Source organism: Comamonas sp. (assembly GCF_036666375.1).
Lineage (GTDB): Bacteria > Pseudomonadota > Gammaproteobacteria > Burkholderiales > Burkholderiaceae_C > Comamonas.
This window is the reverse complement of the sequence record NZ_JAVWWA010000018.1, coordinates 46,522-63,826: the sequence shown is the minus strand read 5'-3', so window position 1 is coordinate 63,826 and position 17,305 is coordinate 46,522. Positions and strand designations below refer to the sequence as shown.

General features: G+C 66.7%; 14 protein-coding genes. 10 read left to right on the top strand and 4 right to left on the bottom strand.

Translation table 11 applies throughout. The features are described from left to right. The first annotated feature begins 118 nt into the window (after positions 1–118). The 6 genes from RR928_RS06940 to RR928_RS06915 all read left to right on the top strand — a co-directional run bounded on the left by RR928_RS06940 (position 119) and on the right by RR928_RS06915 (position 5,684). On the top strand, positions 119–451 hold the full coding sequence (locus tag RR928_RS06940) for an AzlD domain-containing protein (RefSeq protein WP_332536488.1): 333 nt from the start codon (positions 119–121) through the stop codon (positions 449–451). A 166-nt stretch (positions 452–617) separates the two neighbouring features. Further along, positions 618–1,811: a phosphoglycerate kinase gene (locus RR928_RS06935; protein WP_332536469.1), complete on the top strand. Its 1,194-nt coding sequence runs from the start codon at positions 618–620 to the stop codon at positions 1,809–1,811. A 74-nt stretch (positions 1,812–1,885) separates the two neighbouring features. Then, complete coding sequence (gene pyrF, locus RR928_RS06930; RefSeq protein ID WP_332536468.1) at positions 1,886–2,722, top strand: orotidine-5'-phosphate decarboxylase; 837 nt, start codon at positions 1,886–1,888, stop codon at positions 2,720–2,722. 14 nt (positions 2,723–2,736) lie between these two features. Then, entirely contained in the window at positions 2,737–3,630 is an 894-nt protein-coding gene (locus RR928_RS06925; RefSeq protein WP_332536466.1) for a LysR family transcriptional regulator, read from the top strand. 104 nt (positions 3,631–3,734) lie between these two features. After that, on the top strand, positions 3,735–4,712 hold the full coding sequence (locus RR928_RS06920) for a Bug family tripartite tricarboxylate transporter substrate binding protein (RefSeq protein ID WP_332536464.1): 978 nt from the start codon (positions 3,735–3,737) through the stop codon (positions 4,710–4,712). Between the two features lie 3 nt (positions 4,713–4,715). Further along, positions 4,716–5,684, top strand: a complete 969-nt coding sequence (locus RR928_RS06915) for a succinylglutamate desuccinylase/aspartoacylase domain-containing protein (RefSeq protein ID WP_332536463.1) — start codon at positions 4,716–4,718, stop codon at positions 5,682–5,684. 140 nt (positions 5,685–5,824) lie between these two features. On the opposite strand, the gene RR928_RS06910 is transcribed toward RR928_RS06915, so the two are convergent. The 3 genes from RR928_RS06910 to uvrA form a co-directional block, all read right to left on the bottom strand. Continuing rightward, the gene (locus tag RR928_RS06910) at positions 5,825–8,200 is read right to left on the bottom strand and encodes a glycerophosphodiester phosphodiesterase family protein (protein WP_332681907.1); all 2,376 of its coding nucleotides are present in this window, start codon (positions 8,198–8,200) and stop codon (positions 5,825–5,827) included. A gap of 158 nt (positions 8,201–8,358) precedes the next feature. Further along, positions 8,359–9,504, bottom strand: a complete 1,146-nt coding sequence (locus tag RR928_RS06905; RefSeq protein WP_332536460.1) for an NAD(P)/FAD-dependent oxidoreductase — start codon at positions 9,502–9,504, stop codon at positions 8,359–8,361. A gap of 105 nt (positions 9,505–9,609) precedes the next feature. Next, positions 9,610–12,663, bottom strand: a complete 3,054-nt coding sequence (gene uvrA / locus RR928_RS06900) for an excinuclease ABC subunit UvrA (protein WP_442881468.1) — start codon at positions 12,661–12,663, stop codon at positions 9,610–9,612. Between the two features lie 232 nt (positions 12,664–12,895). Here uvrA and RR928_RS06895 point away from each other — a divergent pair, with 232 nt between their 5' ends. Together RR928_RS06895 and ssb are read left to right on the top strand one after the other, a co-directional pair. After that, the gene (locus RR928_RS06895) at positions 12,896–14,083 is read left to right on the top strand and encodes an MFS transporter (RefSeq protein ID WP_332536459.1); all 1,188 of its coding nucleotides are present in this window, start codon (positions 12,896–12,898) and stop codon (positions 14,081–14,083) included. A 158-nt stretch (positions 14,084–14,241) separates the two neighbouring features. Beyond that, on the top strand, positions 14,242–14,823 hold the full coding sequence (gene ssb / locus RR928_RS06890; protein ID WP_332536458.1) for a single-stranded DNA-binding protein: 582 nt from the start codon (positions 14,242–14,244) through the stop codon (positions 14,821–14,823). Between the two features lie 238 nt (positions 14,824–15,061). On the opposite strand, the gene gcvA is transcribed toward ssb, so the two are convergent. After that, on the bottom strand, positions 15,062–15,976 hold the full coding sequence (gcvA, locus tag RR928_RS06885) for a transcriptional regulator GcvA (RefSeq protein ID WP_332547534.1): 915 nt from the start codon (positions 15,974–15,976) through the stop codon (positions 15,062–15,064). A gap of 148 nt (positions 15,977–16,124) precedes the next feature. On the opposite strand from gcvA, the gene RR928_RS06880 reads away from it, so the two are divergent. Together RR928_RS06880 and RR928_RS06875 are read left to right on the top strand one after the other, a co-directional pair. Beyond that, a complete protein-coding gene (locus RR928_RS06880) occupies positions 16,125–16,898 on the top strand; it encodes an SDR family NAD(P)-dependent oxidoreductase (RefSeq protein ID WP_332536455.1) in 774 nt (257 codons plus the stop codon). 60 nt (positions 16,899–16,958) lie between these two features. Then, positions 16,959–17,303, top strand: coding sequence for a carboxymuconolactone decarboxylase family protein (locus tag RR928_RS06875; protein WP_332536453.1), 345 nt, complete (start codon positions 16,959–16,961; stop codon positions 17,301–17,303). Positions 17,304–17,305 lie beyond the last annotated feature (2 nt).

The window sequence follows — 17,305 nt, the reverse complement described above, 5'->3', positions numbered from 1 at the left end:
AAAACACCGAACGCCGGCTGCGCGAATGGCGCGCCGGCCCGGCCACGCTGCGCGCGCCCGACCCGCAGCGCGGCGAGCGCCATCCGGTGCTGCCGCTTGATGAGGAGCAACGCCCATGATGGATTCCTGGTGGCTGTTTGCCTTGAATGTCCTGGGCCTGGGCGCGATCACGCTGTTCACGCGCGCGTTCTTCATGTTTCCCGAGCGCGAAGTGCCGATGCCGCACTGGCTCAAGCGCGGCCTCAAATACGCTCCGCTGGCCGCGCTCGCGGCCGTGATCGCCCCCGAACTGGTCATCACCCAGGGCGCGCTGATCCAGACCTTTCTTGACGCGCGCCTGCCGGCCGTGCTCTGCGCCACCGGTTACTACTTCTGGCGGCGTGGAATTCTGGGCACCATCGTCGTGGGGATGGCGGTTTACTTGCCGCTGCATATTGGCTTGGGGTGGTAGCTCCCACCTACATTGCGCCCTGAAACGCCCTTCGATCCTTCGACAAGCTCAGGATCCGGGCGAACGGATTCCTCCCGTTCGTGCTGAGTCTGTCGAAGCACCTACAATGGCGGCGCTTTTCCATCAACGCCACTCCACTGCCTCCTGGCGAGGCTGAATCCCTGCCATGAACATTCTTCGCTTCTCCGACCTGTGCGCCCAGGGCAAAGCCCAGGGCCAACGCGTTTTCATCCGTGCCGACCTGAACGTTCCGCTGAGTGACGCCGGTGAAATCACCGAAGACACGCGCGTGCGCGCTTCGGTGCCGTGCATCGAGATGGCGCTCAAGGCCGGTGCGGCAGTGATGGTCACCAGCCACCTGGGCCGCCCGACCGAAGGCCAGTTCCAGCCCGCCGACTCGCTGGCTCCCGTGGCCAAGCGCCTGTCCGAGCTGCTGGGCCGCGAGGTGCCGCTGGTCGCCGACTGGGTCGACGGCGTGCAGGTGCAGCCCGGCCAGGTCGTGCTGCTGGAAAACTGCCGCGTCAATGTCGGCGAGAAGAAGAACCAGGAAGCGCTGGCGAAGAAGCTGGCCGCGCTGTGCGACATCTTTGTCAACGACGCGTTCGGCACCGCCCACCGCGCCGAAGGCACGACCTACGGCATTGCCCAGTTCGCGCCCATCGCCTGCGCCGGCCCGCTGCTGTCGGCGGAAATCGACGCGCTGCAAAAGGCGCTGGCCGCGCCCGCCCAGCCGCTGGTGGCCATCGTCGCCGGCTCCAAGGTCTCGACCAAGCTCACCATTCTCGAAGCCCTGGCGAGCAAGGTCGACCAGCTGATCGTCGGCGGCGGCATTGCCAACACGTTCATGCTGGCCGCGGGCCTGAAGATCGGCAAGTCGCTGGCCGAGCCCGACCTTGTCGACAAGGCCAAGGCGGTGATCGACGCCATGGCCGCGCGCGGCGCGCAGGTGCCGATTCCCACCGACGTGGTGGTCGCCAAGACGTTTGCCGCCGACGCGCCCGCGACCATCAAGGCCGCGACCGATGTCGCCGACGACGACCTGATCCTGGACATCGGCCCCGAGACCGCTGCGCGCCTGGCCGAGCAGCTCAAGGCCGCGGGCACCATCGTCTGGAACGGCCCCGTGGGCGTGTTCGAGTTCGCGGCCTTCGAGAACGGCACGCGCACCATCGCCCAGGCGATCGCGCAATCCAAGGCGTTCAGCATTGCGGGCGGCGGCGACACCCTGGCGGCGATCGCCAAGTACGGCATCGAAGACCAGGTCGGCTATATCTCGACCGGCGGCGGCGCCTTCCTCGAAGTGCTCGAAGGCAAGACATTGCCCGCATTTGAAATCCTGGAAAAACGCGCCAACGGCTGATTGCCATGTAGCGCCCTGCCCTAAGCCCCGGTCCGCCGGGGCTTTTTTCTTGCCGTGCCTTAAAATCCCGCCCCATGACTTTCCTCGACATGCTGCGCAACGCCGGCTCGCAAAACCAATCCATGCTGTGTGTGGGTCTCGATCCCGAACCCAACCGCTTTCCTGCAGCGATGCAGGGCGATGCCTCGAAAATCTTCGACTTCTGCGCCGCCATCGTCGATGCCACCGCCGATCTGGTGAACTCGTTCAAGCCGCAGATCGCCTACTTTGCCGCCCACCGCGCCGAAGACCAGCTCGAACGCCTGATGGCCCACATGCGCGCCGTCGCCCCCCATGTGCCGGTGATTCTCGACGCCAAGCGCGGCGACATCGGCTCCACGGCCGAGCAGTATGCGAAGGAAGCCTTCGAGCGCTACGGCGCCGATGCCGTGACCCTCTCGCCTTTCATGGGTTTCGACTCGGTCGCGCCCTATCTGAAGTACGAGGGCAAGGGCGCGTTCCTGCTGTGCCGCACGTCCAACCCCGGCGGCGACGACCTGCAGGCGCGCACGCTGGCCGATGTGCCGGGCAACCCCAAGGTGTTCGAGCATGTGGCCGCGCTGGCGCAGGGCCCGTGGAACCTCAACGGCCAGCTGGGCCTGGTGGTCGGCGCGACGCGCCCGCATGAGATCGAGCGCGTGCGCGAAATCGCGCCCACGCTGCCGCTGCTGATTCCCGGTGTCGGCGCACAAGGTGGCGACGCCGTGGCCACCGTCAAGGCCGGGCTGCGCGAACACGGCAGCATCATCGTCAACTCGTCGCGCGCCATTCTTTACGCGTCCTCGGGCGCCGACTTCGCCCAGGCCGCACGCGCCCAGGCGCAAGCCACGCGCGCAACCCTCCAGCAGGCGGCGCTAGAAGCGCGCGGCTGACCGGGGGACCGGCCATGCAGATCAAATGGCTGGAAGACTTCATCATGCTGGCGCAGGAGCGCAGCTTCACGCGCGCGGCCGAACTGCGCCATGTGACGCATCCGGCGTTCGGGCGGCGCATACGCGCGCTTGAAGCCTGGACCGGAACGCCGCTGGTCACGCCGGGCAGCAGCCCGGTGCGCCTCACGCCCGCGGGCGAGGCCTTTCTCGAAACCTGCGGGCTGATGACGCGCACGCTCGCGCAGTCGCACGAGGAACTGCAGACCATTGCGGGCCTGCAGGCGCAGACCATCACGCTGGCCACGGGCCGCACGCTGGCGCGCACCATCGTCGCCGACTGGCTGCTGCGCCTGGGGCCGCTGCTGCAGACCAGCCCGCTCACGGTCTACACGCGCACGCTGCATGAGACGGTGGCGATGCTGGAGCAGGACGAGATCCATTTCTCGCTGATCTACCACCACCCGGCGATTGCCGTGCGGCTCGATGCGCGCCAGTTCAGCCATGTGCACATCGCCAGCGACCGGCTGGTGCCGGTCTCGCGCGCGAATGCCGCAGGCCAGGCGCTGCACAGCTTTGCCGCGCCCGGCAGCGTGCCCTACCTCGCCTATCCGCACCGCATGGCGCTGGGCCGGCTGGTCGAGGACCATCTGTCGCAGAACCCCGATGCGCCGCGGCTGCAGCGCATTCTCGAGTGCGATTCGGCCGACGCGCAGTACGAATACGTGCACAAGGGCCTGGGCGTGGCCTGGCTGCCCTGGTCGATGGCGCATGCGGATTGCAAGGCCAGACGCCTGGCCCTGGCCGGCAGCCGCAACATGGAAGTGCGCTTCGACGTGCGCATGTACCGGCCCAAGCGGCGCCTGACCTTCGCCGCCGAGGAATTCTGGCGGCGCGTGACCCAGCGATAATTGTTACAAGGCGTGCCATAACGGCACGGCCTGGTGCCGTTATGGCACCAATTCAGGCACCGTGTCTTTTGACAATCGTGGTTATCCCAATAAGGAATCAGCTCATGCAAAATACTTCTATCCTGCGCCGCACCGCCCTGGCCTGCGGTATCGCCCTTCTGGCCGCCGGTTCCGCCTTCGCCGACGCGTCCTACCCCAGCAAGCCCATCACCATGGTCATCGGCTACCCGCCAGGCGGCAGCACCGATCTGATCGGTCGCATGGTCGGCACCGAACTCGCCACACGCCTGGGCCAGCCCGTCGTGATCGAGAACCTGGGTGGCGCCGGTGGCGCGATCGGCGCGCAAAAGGTCGCCAAGGCCGCTCCCGATGGCTACACCATCATGGTCGGAGCCAACAACGAACTGGCGATTGCGCGTTTGATCAACAAGAGCGTGAAGTACTCGATCCAGGACTTCACCCCCATTGGCCTGGTGGCTTCGCAGCCCATGGTGCTGGTGGCTTCGCAAAAGGCCGGCGTCAAGAACACCGCCGAATTCATTGCCGCCGTTTCCAAGAACCCCGGCAAGTTCAGCTACGGCAGCTCGGGCGTGGGCACGGCGCTGCACCTCGCAGGTGAAATGGTCCAGGAACAGGGCAACCTGAAGATCACGCACATCCCCTACCGCGGTGTCGCGCCTCTGACCACCGACCTGGTCGGCAACAACATCGAGTACGGCGTGTTCGTGCTGTCCAGCGGCCTGCCCCAGATCCAGGCGGGCAAGGTCATCGCCCTGGGCACGACCGAAGCCAAGCGCTCGGCCATCACGCCCGACATCCCGGCCCTGTCCGAAAACCCGGCTTTCAAGAACGTCGACATCGGTTCGTGGTTCGCGATGATGGCACCTGCCAACCTGCCCAAGCCCATCCAGGACAAGCTCAAGAAGGCCTTGAGCGACACGCTGGCCTCGGCCGAATTCCGCAAGAAGCTCGCAGCTTCGGGCTCGACGGTCATGGACCAGAAGGTTGATCCACGCAAGTTCATCGACGGTGAAATCGCCAAGTACGCCAAGATCGTCGAATTCGCCAAGATCGAAGAGTGAGCGATGAGCGCACTGCAATTTGAACTGCCGGCGCCCGACATCAGCGCCTGGCGCGCGGGCAACACCGGCACCGAAGGCGTCTGGCATTTCGACTCCGGTTTGCCGGGCCGCCAGGTGATGATCTCCGCGCTGGTGCATGGCAACGAGCTGTGCGGCGCCTGGGCGCTCAAGGGCCTGCTCGAGGCCGGCCTGCGCCCGCTGCAGGGCACGCTGACGCTGGTGTTCGCCAACCTCGACGCGTTCGATCGCTTCGATGCGAACGCACACGACGCCTCGCGCTTCACCGACGAAGACCTGAACCGCCAGTGGAGCGACGCGCGCATCGATGCCGGTGACACCAACGAACGCCGTCGCGCCGCGGCGCTGCGTCCGTTCGTGCGCCAGGTCGACTGGCTGCTCGACCTGCACTCGATGCACGAGCCTTCGGCGCCGCTGCTGCTCACGGGCGTGCAGCCGCGCAACCTGGTGCTGGCCAAGCAGATGGGCGCGCCCGCGCACATCGTCGTCGACGCCGGTCACAAGGACGGCACGCGCCTGCGCGATTACGGCCGTTTCGGCCTGTCGGACGAAGAAGCCGGCGACTCGCGCTCGCTGCTGGTCGAATGCGGTTTCCACGGCGACCCGGCCAGCCGCGCCGTGGCCCAGGACCAGTGCCTGCGCTTCCTGCTCGCGTCCGAAGTCATCGATGAGGCCGAAGCCCAGCGCCTGCTGCCCGGCTGGCGCCTGCCGGCCGCGGCCGAACAGTTCGCGCTGACCGTGACCGGTCCCGTGGTCGCCAAGAGCCAGGGCTTTCGCTTCAATGCGCCGTTCACGGGCCTGGAGCGCTTCGCCCAGGCCGGCACCGTGATTGGCGACAACGACGGCGAAGCCGTGGTCACGCCCTACGACGACTGCGTGCTGGTCATGCCTTCGGTGCGCCAGGCGCGCGCCGGCGTGACCGTGGTGCGCTTTGCGCGCTCCGCGTTGCTGTGATCCACTTCCTGCGGGCACCGCCGCTCGCAGGAATCTGTGGACAGAATTGTGGATAACTTCGAAGGTTGTGCGCCGTCGGAGATGAAAAAGGCCCCCATGTCCCAAGGCATGGGGGCCTTTTTGCTGGCGCCTGGCGCGTCTTACTTCACCGTCACGGTCATGGGCCTGGCGAAGATCGTGTAGCTGTAGGTGCCGTCACCCATCTGGTAGGTGTAGCCGGGCAGCACGGTGGCCGTGCCCGGCGCGGTGAAGGTCACGCTGCCGTTGGCCGCGACGGTGTGCGCGGGCGCGCCGTCCAGCACCAGCAGCGGATTGCTCGTGCCGCTGCTCGCGGCGCCGATCTGCGAAGTCAGCGCCAGCGGCACGCTGAATTCCGCGCCCACCGCGGCCGTTGCCGACGTGGCCGCCGAGATCGCCACCGGGAAGTCCTTGGCCCAGTGCGCGTAATCAGTCGTGATGCCGTGCGTGCCGTAGCTGTAGAGCCGATAGAAGTCGCTCTGCTTGTTGACCGTCCAGGGCCAGAACGTGATGCCGCGGTGCTTGGCGGCTTCCATCGTCGCCTGCGTAGGGCCGCTGCCGTACGACGGGTTGTAGGTCGACGAGTAGAGCTGCGTGGCGTTGAGGATGTTGCGCAGGCTCACGCCCACGTCGCCGGTGTCGACATTGCTGTTGAGAAAGCCGGTGCTGATCTCGGGCAGCGTCGCGGCCATGCGGTTGAGCTGGTCGCCGCTGAACGAGATCGCGACCACCTGGTCCTTGACGCCGGCCTTCTCGAGTTCCTGCTTGAGCAGCGGCACGATGCCGGCCGTGGTGCTCTTGAGCTCGATGAAGTGGCTCACGTTGCGGCCCTTGAACGCCGTGAAGAACTCCTGCAGCGTGGGCACCGTATAGCCGCTGACCTTGGTCTTGAGCGCCTTGACTTCGGCCAGCGTCATGGTCTCTATGCGTCCCTTGCCGGTGGTGGTGCGGTCGACGGTGTCGTCATGCATGATGACCAGGTGGTTGTCCGTGGTCATGTAGATGTCGTTCTCGACCGCATCCGCGCCCGCGGCCACTGCCGCCTGCGCGCCTTCCAGCGTGTTCTCGTCCGTGGTCGACGGCATGCCGCGGTGGCCGGTGACCAGCGGCTTGCGCAGCAGCGTATGCGCCGGCAGCTTCCTGAGCACCGCCGTGTAGACGCCCGCGTCGGAAGCAATCACGCCGTTGACGCCGGTGACCAGCACCTCGGCGGCCGCGGCGGGCGTCGCCGCGCTGGACACCGCCCAGGGCGTGAGCAGCAGGCGCTGCAGATGGGCGACGGTCGTGCGGTTGGTCATGGCCGCGGGCAGCACCGCGATCTTGGCCTGGGCGCGGTTGGTCGCGCCAACCACCTGCAGGATGTCCTTCGAGGTATTGCCCAGCGAGGACAACGCCGAGAAATCAACCGCCGTGCGCAGCGCCGGGATCGCCTTGCGCGCCTGCGCCAGCAGCTCGACGTTGTCCGACAGCAGCGTCACGTCGCCCAGATCGTTCTGCTGCGCAAATGCCGCGAGCGCGCTCACCGTGGCGGCATCGGCAATGCGCAGCACGGGAATCGTCAGGCGGTCGGTCTGCGCGAGATAGTGGGCCAGCGAGGCCAGGCTTTCGCCGCTGTCGCTGCGCAGGTTCAGGCTGCTGTCGATGCGAAACAGCGCACTGCTAGCGCCGCTGCCGGCAAGCTGCGTGCGGGCCGTCATCGGCTGCACCAGCGTGGGCGCCATCGCCGCGCGCGTGCCGCTGTCCTGCACGGCGATCACCTTGCTGACGTCGGGCAGCGCCGTCAGCTGCTCGCTCACCTTGATGCTGTCGACGCGCATGACGGCGCCCGCGGTCTGCAGGCCTATGCCGCCCTTGGCCAGCGCCGCGTCCAGCGTCATGTCATGCAGCAGCGTGTTGTTCAGATACTGGCGCACGCGGTTGCCGTGAACGATCACGGTGGCGGTATAGGTCTTGGCGGGATCGATGGCCTCGCTGAAGGCCTTGGTGCCGGCCACAGCCCAGCTGCCGCCCTTGCGCAGCGCGAATTCGGTGCCGTTGGCGGCCGTCGCGTTGGCGCGGATCGCGAACTGGTAGTACGGGTCGTAGGGAATGGTGGCGCTGGCGCTCGCGGTGCGGTACATCACGCTGCCCCAGCGCCCGGTGTTGTTGGGCGACTCGAGCGTGAACACCATGTCGATGCGGTAGTTGCTCAGCTCCTGCAGCGACGCCGGCAGCGCCACCGAAGTCATTGCGGTGTCGTTGGCGCGGCCGTCAATGTAGAGGCTGCCGTTGCGCACCGCCACCGTGCCGCGGTTGGCGGCCAGCGCCGACCAGCCCGCGGGCAGCGCCGTCAGGCCCTCGAAGCTCTCGTCGAGGTAGACCTTGGCCACGGGAGCGGGCTGCTCCGGTTCGGGGGTCTCGGGCGTGGGCAGCGAGGGCGTGGCCGGGTCGGCAGGACTGCTGCCCTCGTTGTCACCCCCGCATGCAGCCAGACTGATTGCCAGAAAAGCCGCTACCACTGTCTTCGACGTGTTCATCTCATCCCCGTTTTGCAAAAAGAGATGACTCTAGGTGCGCGGGATGACAGGCGTATGGCGTGTATGTGACAGCGGCCGGCACGCTACTGCCCTCGGTCGCTCCAACCTGTGGATAAAAATGTGGATAAGTCCAATGGTCGTCAGCGCAGCCGGGCCGGCGACAGTCTTTCGGGCAGCACGCCTTCGGTTTGCAGGCGCGCATCGAGGGCCGCATCGAGCAGCAGATCACGCGCCAGCAGGCCGGCCGCATAGGCGGTCTGTATGCCGTAGCCGCCCTGCGCGGCGAGCCAGAAGAAGCCGGGCTGACCGGCTTCGGGCGGCGCGTCCCAGCCTATGACCAGCTCGCCATCGGCGACAAACGAGCGCAGGCCGGCCCAGGTATGCGAGGGCCGGCGGATCTGCAGCGTGGTGTTTTCCTCGATGTGGAAAATTCCCGTCGCGACATCGATTTCCTCGGGCACCACGTCGTGCGGCGTGGTCGGGTCGGCGTTGGCCGGCGAACCCAGCAGCTGGCCGGCATCGGGCTTGAAATAGAAGCTGTCATCGACGCCCATCACGGCCGGCCAGTGGCGCGTCTCCATGCCCGCGGGCGGGGCAAAGGTGAACGCGCTGCGGCGCTTGGGCACCAGGCCCAGCGGCGCGACGCCAGCCAGCGCCGCCAGCGCGTCGGCCCAGGCACCCGCGGCATTGACCACCTGCCGGGCCGCAATGCGGCTGCCGTCGGCCAGATCGATCTGCCAGCAGGCGTTGGCGGCATCGCGCGTCAGCGAGACCACTTCGGCGGCGCAGCGCAGCTGGCCGCCGCGCAGCCGCATGCCGCGCAGGAACGCCTGGTGCAGGCCATGCACGTCGATGTCGCGCGCATTCTCGTCGAGAAAGCCGGCAACGATGACATCGGCGCGCAGACAGGGCACCAGCGCCAGCATTTCGGGCTGGTCCAGCCAGCGCACGGCGGGCGAATGCAGCCGCGCTTCGGCAAACGCCGCCTCAAGCTGATCGAGCTGGTCGGCGCGCGCCACATAGAGTGCGCCGCGCGGGCTCAGCACCGGCTCGGGCATGAAGTCCGCGGGCGGCGCGGTGTAGAAAGCGCGGCTGGCGCGCGTCAGCGCCTGGACCTGGGGCGGGCCGTAATGCTCGAGGTACAGCGCCGCCGAGCGGCCCGTCGAGTGATAGCCCGGCTGGGTCTCGCGCTCTAGCACCAGCACCGAAGCGTGTTCGGCCAGCTGCCAGGCCACGGATGCGCCCGCAATGCCGGCACCGACCACCACAAAATCAACGGGAGACATAGTCACCTCCTCACACGAAAAATACCGGGGGCGCCGCTATGGTTGCCTGCGGCGCGGAACTCGATTGTCGGCGCAGATGCGCATGGCAAGCCAGCGGGCAGCGGGTCAGCCCGGCACGCCCAGATAACGCCGCAGATAATGCCCCGTATGGCTGCCTTCGTGCGCCGCCAGCTGCTCGGGCGTGCCCGTGGCGACCACGTTGCCGCCGCCGGCACCGCCTTCGGGGCCCATGTCGATCAGCCAGTCGGCGGTCTTGATCACGTCGAGATTGTGTTCGATGACGACAATCGTGTTGCCCGCGTCGCGCAGCTGGTGCAGCACCTTGAGCAGCAGGTCGATGTCGGCGAAATGCAGGCCCGTGGTCGGCTCGTCGAGGATGTAGAGCGTGCGGCCGGTGTCGCGCTTGCTCAGCTCCTGGGCCAGCTTGACGCGCTGCGCCTCGCCGCCCGACAGCGTGGTCGCGCTCTGGCCCAGGCGGATGTACGACAGGCCCACGGCCAGCAGCGTCTGCAGCTTGCGCGCAATGCTGGGCACGTCCTGGAAGAACGCATGCGCGTCCTCGACCGTCATCTGCAGGATCTGCGCGACGTTCTTGCCCTTCCACAGCACTTCGAGCGTCTCGCGGTTGTAGCGCTCGCCGTGGCAGATGTCGCAAGGCACGTAGACGTCGGGCAGAAAGTGCATCTCGACCTTGACCACGCCGTCGCCCTGGCAGGCTTCGCAGCGCCCGCCGGCGACGTTGAAGCTGAAGCGCCCCGGACCGTAGCCGCGCTCCTTGGCGGTCGCGGTCTCGGCCATCAGGTCGCGTATCGGCGTGAACAGTCCGGTGTAGGTCGCGGGATTGCTGCGCGGCGTGCGACCGATCGGCGACTGGTCGACGTTGATGACCTTGTCGAAATATTCCATGCCCACGACTTCGTCGTGCGGCGCGGGCTCTTCGCTCGCGCGGTAGAGCTGGCGCGCGACTTCGGCGTACAGCGTGTCGTTGACCAGCGTGCTCTTGCCCGAGCCCGAGACGCCGGTGACGCAGGTGAACAGGCCCACGGGGAACTCCACCGTGACGTTCTTCAGGTTGTGGCCGCGCGCGCCGACCACGCTGATCGCCTGCAGCGCACCCTGGCGCGCGACATGCTCGGCCTGGCGCTCGGCGCGGCGCAGCGCCGCGGCCGAGACCGGAAAGCGCGACTTCGCGGGCGCGGATGCGGGTTCCGCGGACTTGACCACGGGCAGCCAGGGCGTGCGCCGCGCGGGCACGGCAATCGACTGCGTTCCCGCGAGATAGCGGCCGGTGGGCGAATCGGGATTGGCGCGCACCTGCTCGAACGTGCCCTGGGCCATCACGCGCCCGCCATGCAGGCCCGCGCCCGGGCCCATGTCGATGATCTGGTCGGCGGCGCGCATCATGTCTTCATCGTGCTCGACGACGATCACGCTGTTGCCGATGTTGCGCAGGTGCTGCAGCGTCGCGATCAGCCGGTCGTTGTCGCGCTGGTGCAGGCCTATGCTGGGCTCGTCGAGCACATACATCACGCCCGTGAGGCCGCTGCCTATCTGGCTGGCCAGGCGTATGCGCTGGGCTTCGCCGCCCGACAGCGTCTCGGCGCTGCGGTCCAGGCTCAGGTAGCTCAGGCCCACGTCGTTGAGGAACATCAGCCGCGAGGTGATCTCGCGCACCACCTTGTCGGCGATGTCGGCCTTGGCGCCCTGCAGCTTGAGCTGGGCGAACCAGGCGTGGGCTTCGGCCAGCGTTGCGCGGCTGACTTCATAGATGGCACGCTGCTGCTCGCCGTCGCCAATGCGCACCCAGCGCGCCTCGCGCCGCAGCCGCGTGCCTTCGCAGTCGGGGCAGCAGCGCGTGCTGCGCATGCGCGCGAGGTCGTCGCGCACCACGCTCGAATCGGTCTCGCGGTAGCGCCGCGTGATGTTGGGAATGATGCCTTCGAACGGATGGTGCTTGATCAGCGGCTGGGCCTTGTTCTTGCCGCTGTCGGTGAAGTAGGCAAAGGCAATGGCTTCCTCGCCCGAGCCCCACAGCACGGCCTGGCGCACCTGCTCGGGCAGCTCTTCGAACGGCGCCTCGATGTCCGCGCCGTAGTGCGCGGCCACGCTTTCGAGCATGGTGAAGTAATAGGCATTGCGCCGGTCCCAGCCCTTCACGGCGCCGCTGGCCAGGCTCAGCGTGGGAAACGCGACCACGCGCTCGGGATCGAAGGTCTCGCTCTGGCCCAGGCCGTCGCAGGTGGGGCAGGCGCCCTGGGGCGAATTGAACGAGAACAGCCGCGGCTCGAGCTCGGGCAGCGAATAGCTGCAGATGGGGCAGGCGAACTTGGCGCTGAACCAGTGCTCGACGCCGGTGTCCATTTCAAGCGCGACCACGCGGCCGCCGGCCTCGCCGCCGCCGGCGCGCAGCGCGGCTTCGAAGCTTTCGGCCAGGCGCTGCATCGCGTCCGGGCGCACCTTGAGGCGGTCGATGACGACGTCGATCGAGTGCTTCTCGTTCTTCTGCAGCTGCGGCAGCGACTCGACTTCGTGGATCTTGCCGTCGATGCGAAAGCGCACGTAGCCCTGGGCCTGCAGCTGGGCGAACAGCTCGGTGAACTCGCCTTTCTTGTCGCGCGCCAGCGGGCCCAGCACCATCAGCTTGGTGTCCTCGGGCAGCGCCAGCGCGGCGTCGACCATCTGGCTGATGGTCTGCGACTGCAGCGGCAGCTGGTGGTCGGGGCAGTAAGGCGTGCCGGCGCGCGCGTAGAGCAGGCGCAGGTAGTCGTTGATCTCGGTGACCGTGCCCACGGTGGAGCGCGGGTTGTGGCTGGTGGCCTTCTGCTCGATGCTGATCGCGGGCGACAGGCCTTCGATCAGGTCGACATCGGGCTTGTCGAGCCGGCCCAGGAACTGGCGCGCATAGGCCGACAGGCTTTCGACATAGCGCCGCTGGCCTTCGGCGTAAAGCGTGTCGAACGCCAGGCTGGATTTGCCCGAGCCCGACAGGCCCGTGATCACCACCAACTGGTTGCGCGGAATATCGAGGTCGATATTCTTCAGGTTGTGCGTGCGCGCTCCGCGGATGCTGATGCGCGACTGTGCCAGGGCATGGCCCAGATAGCGACCGGAATCTGCAGCGCTTGCCTGCTCGGAAGAGGGATGAGTGGGGTCGTTCACGGGCGCGGGCGCTCCATGCGGGGAAACCTAGCATGATAGTGAGCCTGGCCCCGGAAATGCGACGAACTTGCAGATCACGGACAATCGGGGTTGTTATTGCGCCGCACGCAAGGGGAATCTCCTCTGCGCGCCAAGGCCGCCTTCTTCCAATCACTTGCATTTCTTGCGCGTGCCACAAACGACCACCCCCCTTTCGGCTGCCCCGCCCGCCCCTGCCCCGGACGCCTCCACCATGACGCCGCTGGAGCGCCGTGCGAGCGGCGGCCTGGCGCTGATCTTCGCCTTGCGCATGCTGGGGCTGTTCCTGGTGCTGCCGGTGTTCGCGCTCGAAGCGCGCAAGTACCCGGGCGGCGACGATCCGGCGATGGTCGGCCTGGCAATGGGCCTGTACGGCCTGACCCAGGCGCTGTTCCAGCTGCCGCTGGGCCTGGCCTCGGACCGCTTCGGCCGCAAGCGCGTGATCGTGTTCGGCCTGCTGGTGTTCGCGGCCGGCAGTCTGCTCGCGGCGCTGGCCGATTCGCTGACCGGCCTGATGGTCGGCCGCGGTCTGCAGGGCGCGGGCGCGGTCTCTGCGGCCGTGACCGCGCTGCTTGCCGACCAGACGCGCGACGCCGTGCGCACCAAGGCCATGGCCATCATCGGCGGCTCTATCGGCCTGATGTTCGCGCTGGCGCTGGTCGCCGGCCCCATGCTGGCCGCCTGGGCGGGTCTGTCGGGCGTGTTTGCGCTGACGTTCGCGCTGGCGCTGGCCGGCATCGCCGTGGTCATCTGGGTGGTTCCGCCCGAGCCGCTCAAGCACCAGGACGCGCCGCGCGGCCGCCTGGTCGAGCTGCTGCACCAGCCCGACCTGCTGCGCCTGAACCTGGGCGTGTTCGTGCTGCACACCGTGCAGATGGCGATGTGGGTGGCCGTGCCCGCGCTGCTGCTGCAGGCCGGCTTGCCCAAGGGCGCGCACTGGCAGATCTACCTGCCGGCCGTGCTGCTGTCGTTCATCGCCATGGGCGGCATGTTCTCGCTGGAGCGCAAGGGCAAGCTGCGCATGGCGCTGCTGGGCGCGATCGCGCTGGTGCTGGTCGTGCAACTGGGCCTGGGCGCGGTCGCCGCCAGCGGCGCCACGCCTTCGCTGTGGACCATGGGCCTGCTGATGCTGGTGTTCTTCTGCGGCTTCAACATTCTCGAAGCCAGCCAGCCCAGCCTGGTCTCGCGCATGGCGCCCACGCCGCTGCGCGGCGCGGCGCTGGGCACCTACAACACGCTGCAGTCGCTGGGCCTGTTTGCCGGCGGAGCGCTCGGCGGCGCGATCGCCAAATGGGCCGGCATGCCGGGCCTGTTTGCCGTCACGGCCGTGCTCACGGCGATCTGGCTGCTCGTGACCTGGCCGCTGCGCCCGGTCGGCAAGACCGGCGCCGGCGGCCACTGAGATCTCCGGCCCCTATCGATATCACGGGTTTGCCCGCAGTCTTGGGCAAACGGATATGCTCCCGTCTGCGGCGTCTCCGAGGGGGATGCTGCAATCCAAGCATCTGGCACGGGCCCCCTCATCTACTGGCCCGCGCTATCCATTTTTCGAGGTTATTCATGGCATCCGTCAACAAAGTCATCATCGTCGGCAATCTGGGCCGCGATCCAGAAATGCGCGCCTTTCCCAGCGGTGACCAGGTGGCCAACGTGACCATCGCCACCACCGACCGCTGGCGCGACAAGAACACCGGTGAAAACAAGGAAGCGACCGAATGGCACCGCGTGGTGTTCAACGGTCGCCTGGCCGAAATCGTCGGCCAGTACCTGCGCAAGGGTTCGCAGGTCTATGTCGAAGGTTCGCTGCGCACGCGCAAGTGGACCGACCAGGCCACGGGCCAGGAACGCTACGCGACCGAAATCCGCGCCGACACCATGCAGATGCTGGGCAGCCGCCAGGGCATGGGCGGCGGCCAGCAAGGCGGCGGCTACGGCGACGACAGCGGCTACGGTGACAGCAACGGCGGCAATGCCGGCAACAACGGCGGCGGCTACGAAGCCGCGCCGCGCCGCCCCGCGCCCGCTCCGCGCGCTCCCGCCCCCGTGCAGCGCATGGCCCCTCCCGCCCAGGCCCCGATGGCCCCCGCACCCCAGCGCGCGGCTTCGGGCTTCGACGACATGGATGACGACATCCCGTTCTGACCGGCGATTTTTAGATCTGTAAACAAAGAGCCCTAAGTGATTGTCACTTGGGGCTTTTTTCATTGCTTACACTAAAAGATGTATCTGCCCCAGGATCCGATTGACTCGCTCACTCCCGCGTCCTCCTCCGATCGCGAAATCTTCAAAGTCATATCGATCAAACGTCCTTCCACATGGGCCGAGCTCCCTTCAAATGAAATTGAAGATTGAATCGACAACAGCTGTCTGATCCGGACGCTCAGTTCGCAAGAGCTTCGGCGCACAACCAGTCGCGAAAGGTGACGAGCCGCGGAAGTTTTGCACTCTCCGCTCGGTAAACCACGTAGTAGGCTAGTGGCGACGCGAAGTCCACCTCCGGGAACAACCTGACAAGGCGGCCGGCAGCCACGTCGTCGTGCGCCATGACGCTGCGCGCCATGGCAATGCCATGCCCTTCAATCGCAGCCTGAAGGACGGCCGCTGAGTTGTTGATCTTCATGCCGCGCGCCGTGTTCACGTCGATCATGCCTGCCCGAGACAGCCATTCGTCCCAAGATGGAAAGCCCGTCTGGGCGTCCATCGAAAGGTCATGGATCAGCGTCTCGCGTGCCAGATCGCATGGCCGCTCGAAGCAACCGCGATCGGTCAGCAACTGCGGCGAGCACACCGGATAGACCTGCTCATCCATCAGCTTGTCTGCCACCAGCCCGGGCCAGAAGCCGGCACCGTACCGCACGCCTATGTCGATCTGCTGCGCCGCGAAATCGACTGGCTTCAGGCTCGTGTCGAGCCGCACATCGGTGTCCGGGCAAACCGCCTGAAATCGGTCGATGCGCGGCAACAGCCATTTGGCCGCGAACGCCGGGCTCACCGTGACAGTCAATACGCCGCGAGCAGCGGCCTCCTTCATTCGTTCAAGTCCGTGAGCCAGGCTTGCCAAGCCGGCTCGGATGTCCGGAAGGGCACGCTCGCCGGCGTCCGTTAAAGCCAGTCTGGCTTTCCCGCTGCTACCTCTGACAAAGAGGAGCGTGCCGACCCAGTCTTCCAACGTTCGCACCAGTTGCCCCACGGCAGCGGGCGTCACGTTCAACTCTCCAGCGGCGGCTGAAAAGCTCTGGTGCCGCGCGCTCGCCTCGAACGCACGCAACGCGTTGAGATACACGGGTGTTTTCATTAAAGATTTTCTTTATGGTTGAGACACTTTATCTCGTTTGTCTGCAACCGCCAAACCGCGAAGAATTGCGTCCATGCCGAGGCGGAACTCACTTGTTGAGAAAAACTGTCCAAGGCAAGTTTGATACTTTTTCTTCAGGAGTTTAATTATGCAAGGTCAATTCCAAGGCAAGAAGCTGCTAGTGGTCGGTGGGACCAGCGGCATGGGTCTGCAAACCGCTCGCATCGTCCTCGCCGGCGGCGGCAGCGTCGTCGTCGTCGGCCACCGCGCCGACAAGGCGCAAGAGGCTCGCAAGGAGCTGTCAGCCCTCGGCCAGGTCAGCGTGTTGGTGGCCGACCTGGGCAGTGACGAGGGCCTGGCCGCGCTGCTCAAGAGCATCGATGAGCAGCATCCCGATATCGAGCTGCTGGTCAACGCCGCTGGTGTGTTCTTCCCGAAGCCCTTCCTGGAGCACCAGGACGCGGACTACGACCAGTACATGAAGCTGAACAAGGCGTTCTTCTTTGTCACGCAGAAGGTCGCCGCCAACCTGGTGGCCAAGGGTCGCCCGGGTGCGATCGTCAACATCGGCTCGATGTGGGCGAAGCAAGCCATCGCCGCCACGCCTTCGTCGGCCTACTCGATGGCCAAGGCCGGCCTGCATTCGCTGACGCAGCATCTGGCGATGGAGCTGGCTTCCAAGCAGATCCGCGTCAACGCCGTGTCGCCTGCCGTCGTGCAAACGCCCATCTACGAGGGCTTCATTCCGAAGGCGGAAGTGCACGCTGCTCTGCAGGGCTTCAACAGCTTCCACCCCATCGGCCGGGTCGGCACCCCGACGGACGTTGCCGAGGTCGTGGCGTTCCTGCTGTCCGAGAAGGCTGGCTGGGTCACCGGCGCGATCTGGGATGTCGACGGCGGCGTGATGGCTGGCCGCAACTGAAGCGATTTCAACCGTGAGCTCGCGCCAACCGGCGCGGGCTGACTCACTGGACCACAAACCATGATGCAAGACTGGAATGCCTACCGCAGCGCCCTGCTGGAGCGGGTCGGCGACCTGGCCAAGAAGAGCCCGGACGTCGTCCGCGGCCTGACCGTGATCGACAACGCAGCCGCCAAGACCGGCCATCTCGCGCCCAAGGTACACGAGCTGATCGCACTCGCGGTGGCGGTCACCACGCGCTGCGACGGATGCATCTCTGTGCACACCAAGAAGGCTGTCGAGCACGGTGCTACGGCCGGGGAAATCTCTGAAGCCCTGGGTGTCGCGATTGCCCTGAATGCCGGCGCGGCGCTGACCTACTCGGCCCGCGTCCTCGAAGCCCACGCGCAACTGCAAACCGCTTGAGG

Coding starts and splice junctions, on each gene's coding strand:
- gcvA (WP_332547534.1), bottom strand. CDS start 15,976: ATGAAAACACCCGTGTATCTCAACGCGTTGCGTGCGTTCGAGGCGAGC.
- ssb (WP_332536458.1), top strand. CDS start 14,242: ATGGCATCCGTCAACAAAGTCATCATCGTCGGCAATCTGGGCCGCGAT.
- RR928_RS06880 (WP_332536455.1), top strand. CDS start 16,125: ATGCAAGGTCAATTCCAAGGCAAGAAGCTGCTAGTGGTCGGTGGGACC.
- RR928_RS06920 (WP_332536464.1), top strand. CDS start 3,735: ATGCAAAATACTTCTATCCTGCGCCGCACCGCCCTGGCCTGCGGTATC.
- RR928_RS06935 (WP_332536469.1), top strand. CDS start 618: ATGAACATTCTTCGCTTCTCCGACCTGTGCGCCCAGGGCAAAGCCCAG.
- RR928_RS06940 (WP_332536488.1), top strand. CDS start 119: ATGGATTCCTGGTGGCTGTTTGCCTTGAATGTCCTGGGCCTGGGCGCG.
- pyrF (WP_332536468.1), top strand. CDS start 1,886: ATGACTTTCCTCGACATGCTGCGCAACGCCGGCTCGCAAAACCAATCC.
- RR928_RS06905 (WP_332536460.1), bottom strand. CDS start 9,504: ATGTCTCCCGTTGATTTTGTGGTGGTCGGTGCCGGCATTGCGGGCGCA.
- RR928_RS06925 (WP_332536466.1), top strand. CDS start 2,737: ATGCAGATCAAATGGCTGGAAGACTTCATCATGCTGGCGCAGGAGCGC.
- RR928_RS06895 (WP_332536459.1), top strand. CDS start 12,896: ATGACGCCGCTGGAGCGCCGTGCGAGCGGCGGCCTGGCGCTGATCTTC.
- RR928_RS06915 (WP_332536463.1), top strand. CDS start 4,716: ATGAGCGCACTGCAATTTGAACTGCCGGCGCCCGACATCAGCGCCTGG.
- RR928_RS06875 (WP_332536453.1), top strand. CDS start 16,959: ATGATGCAAGACTGGAATGCCTACCGCAGCGCCCTGCTGGAGCGGGTC.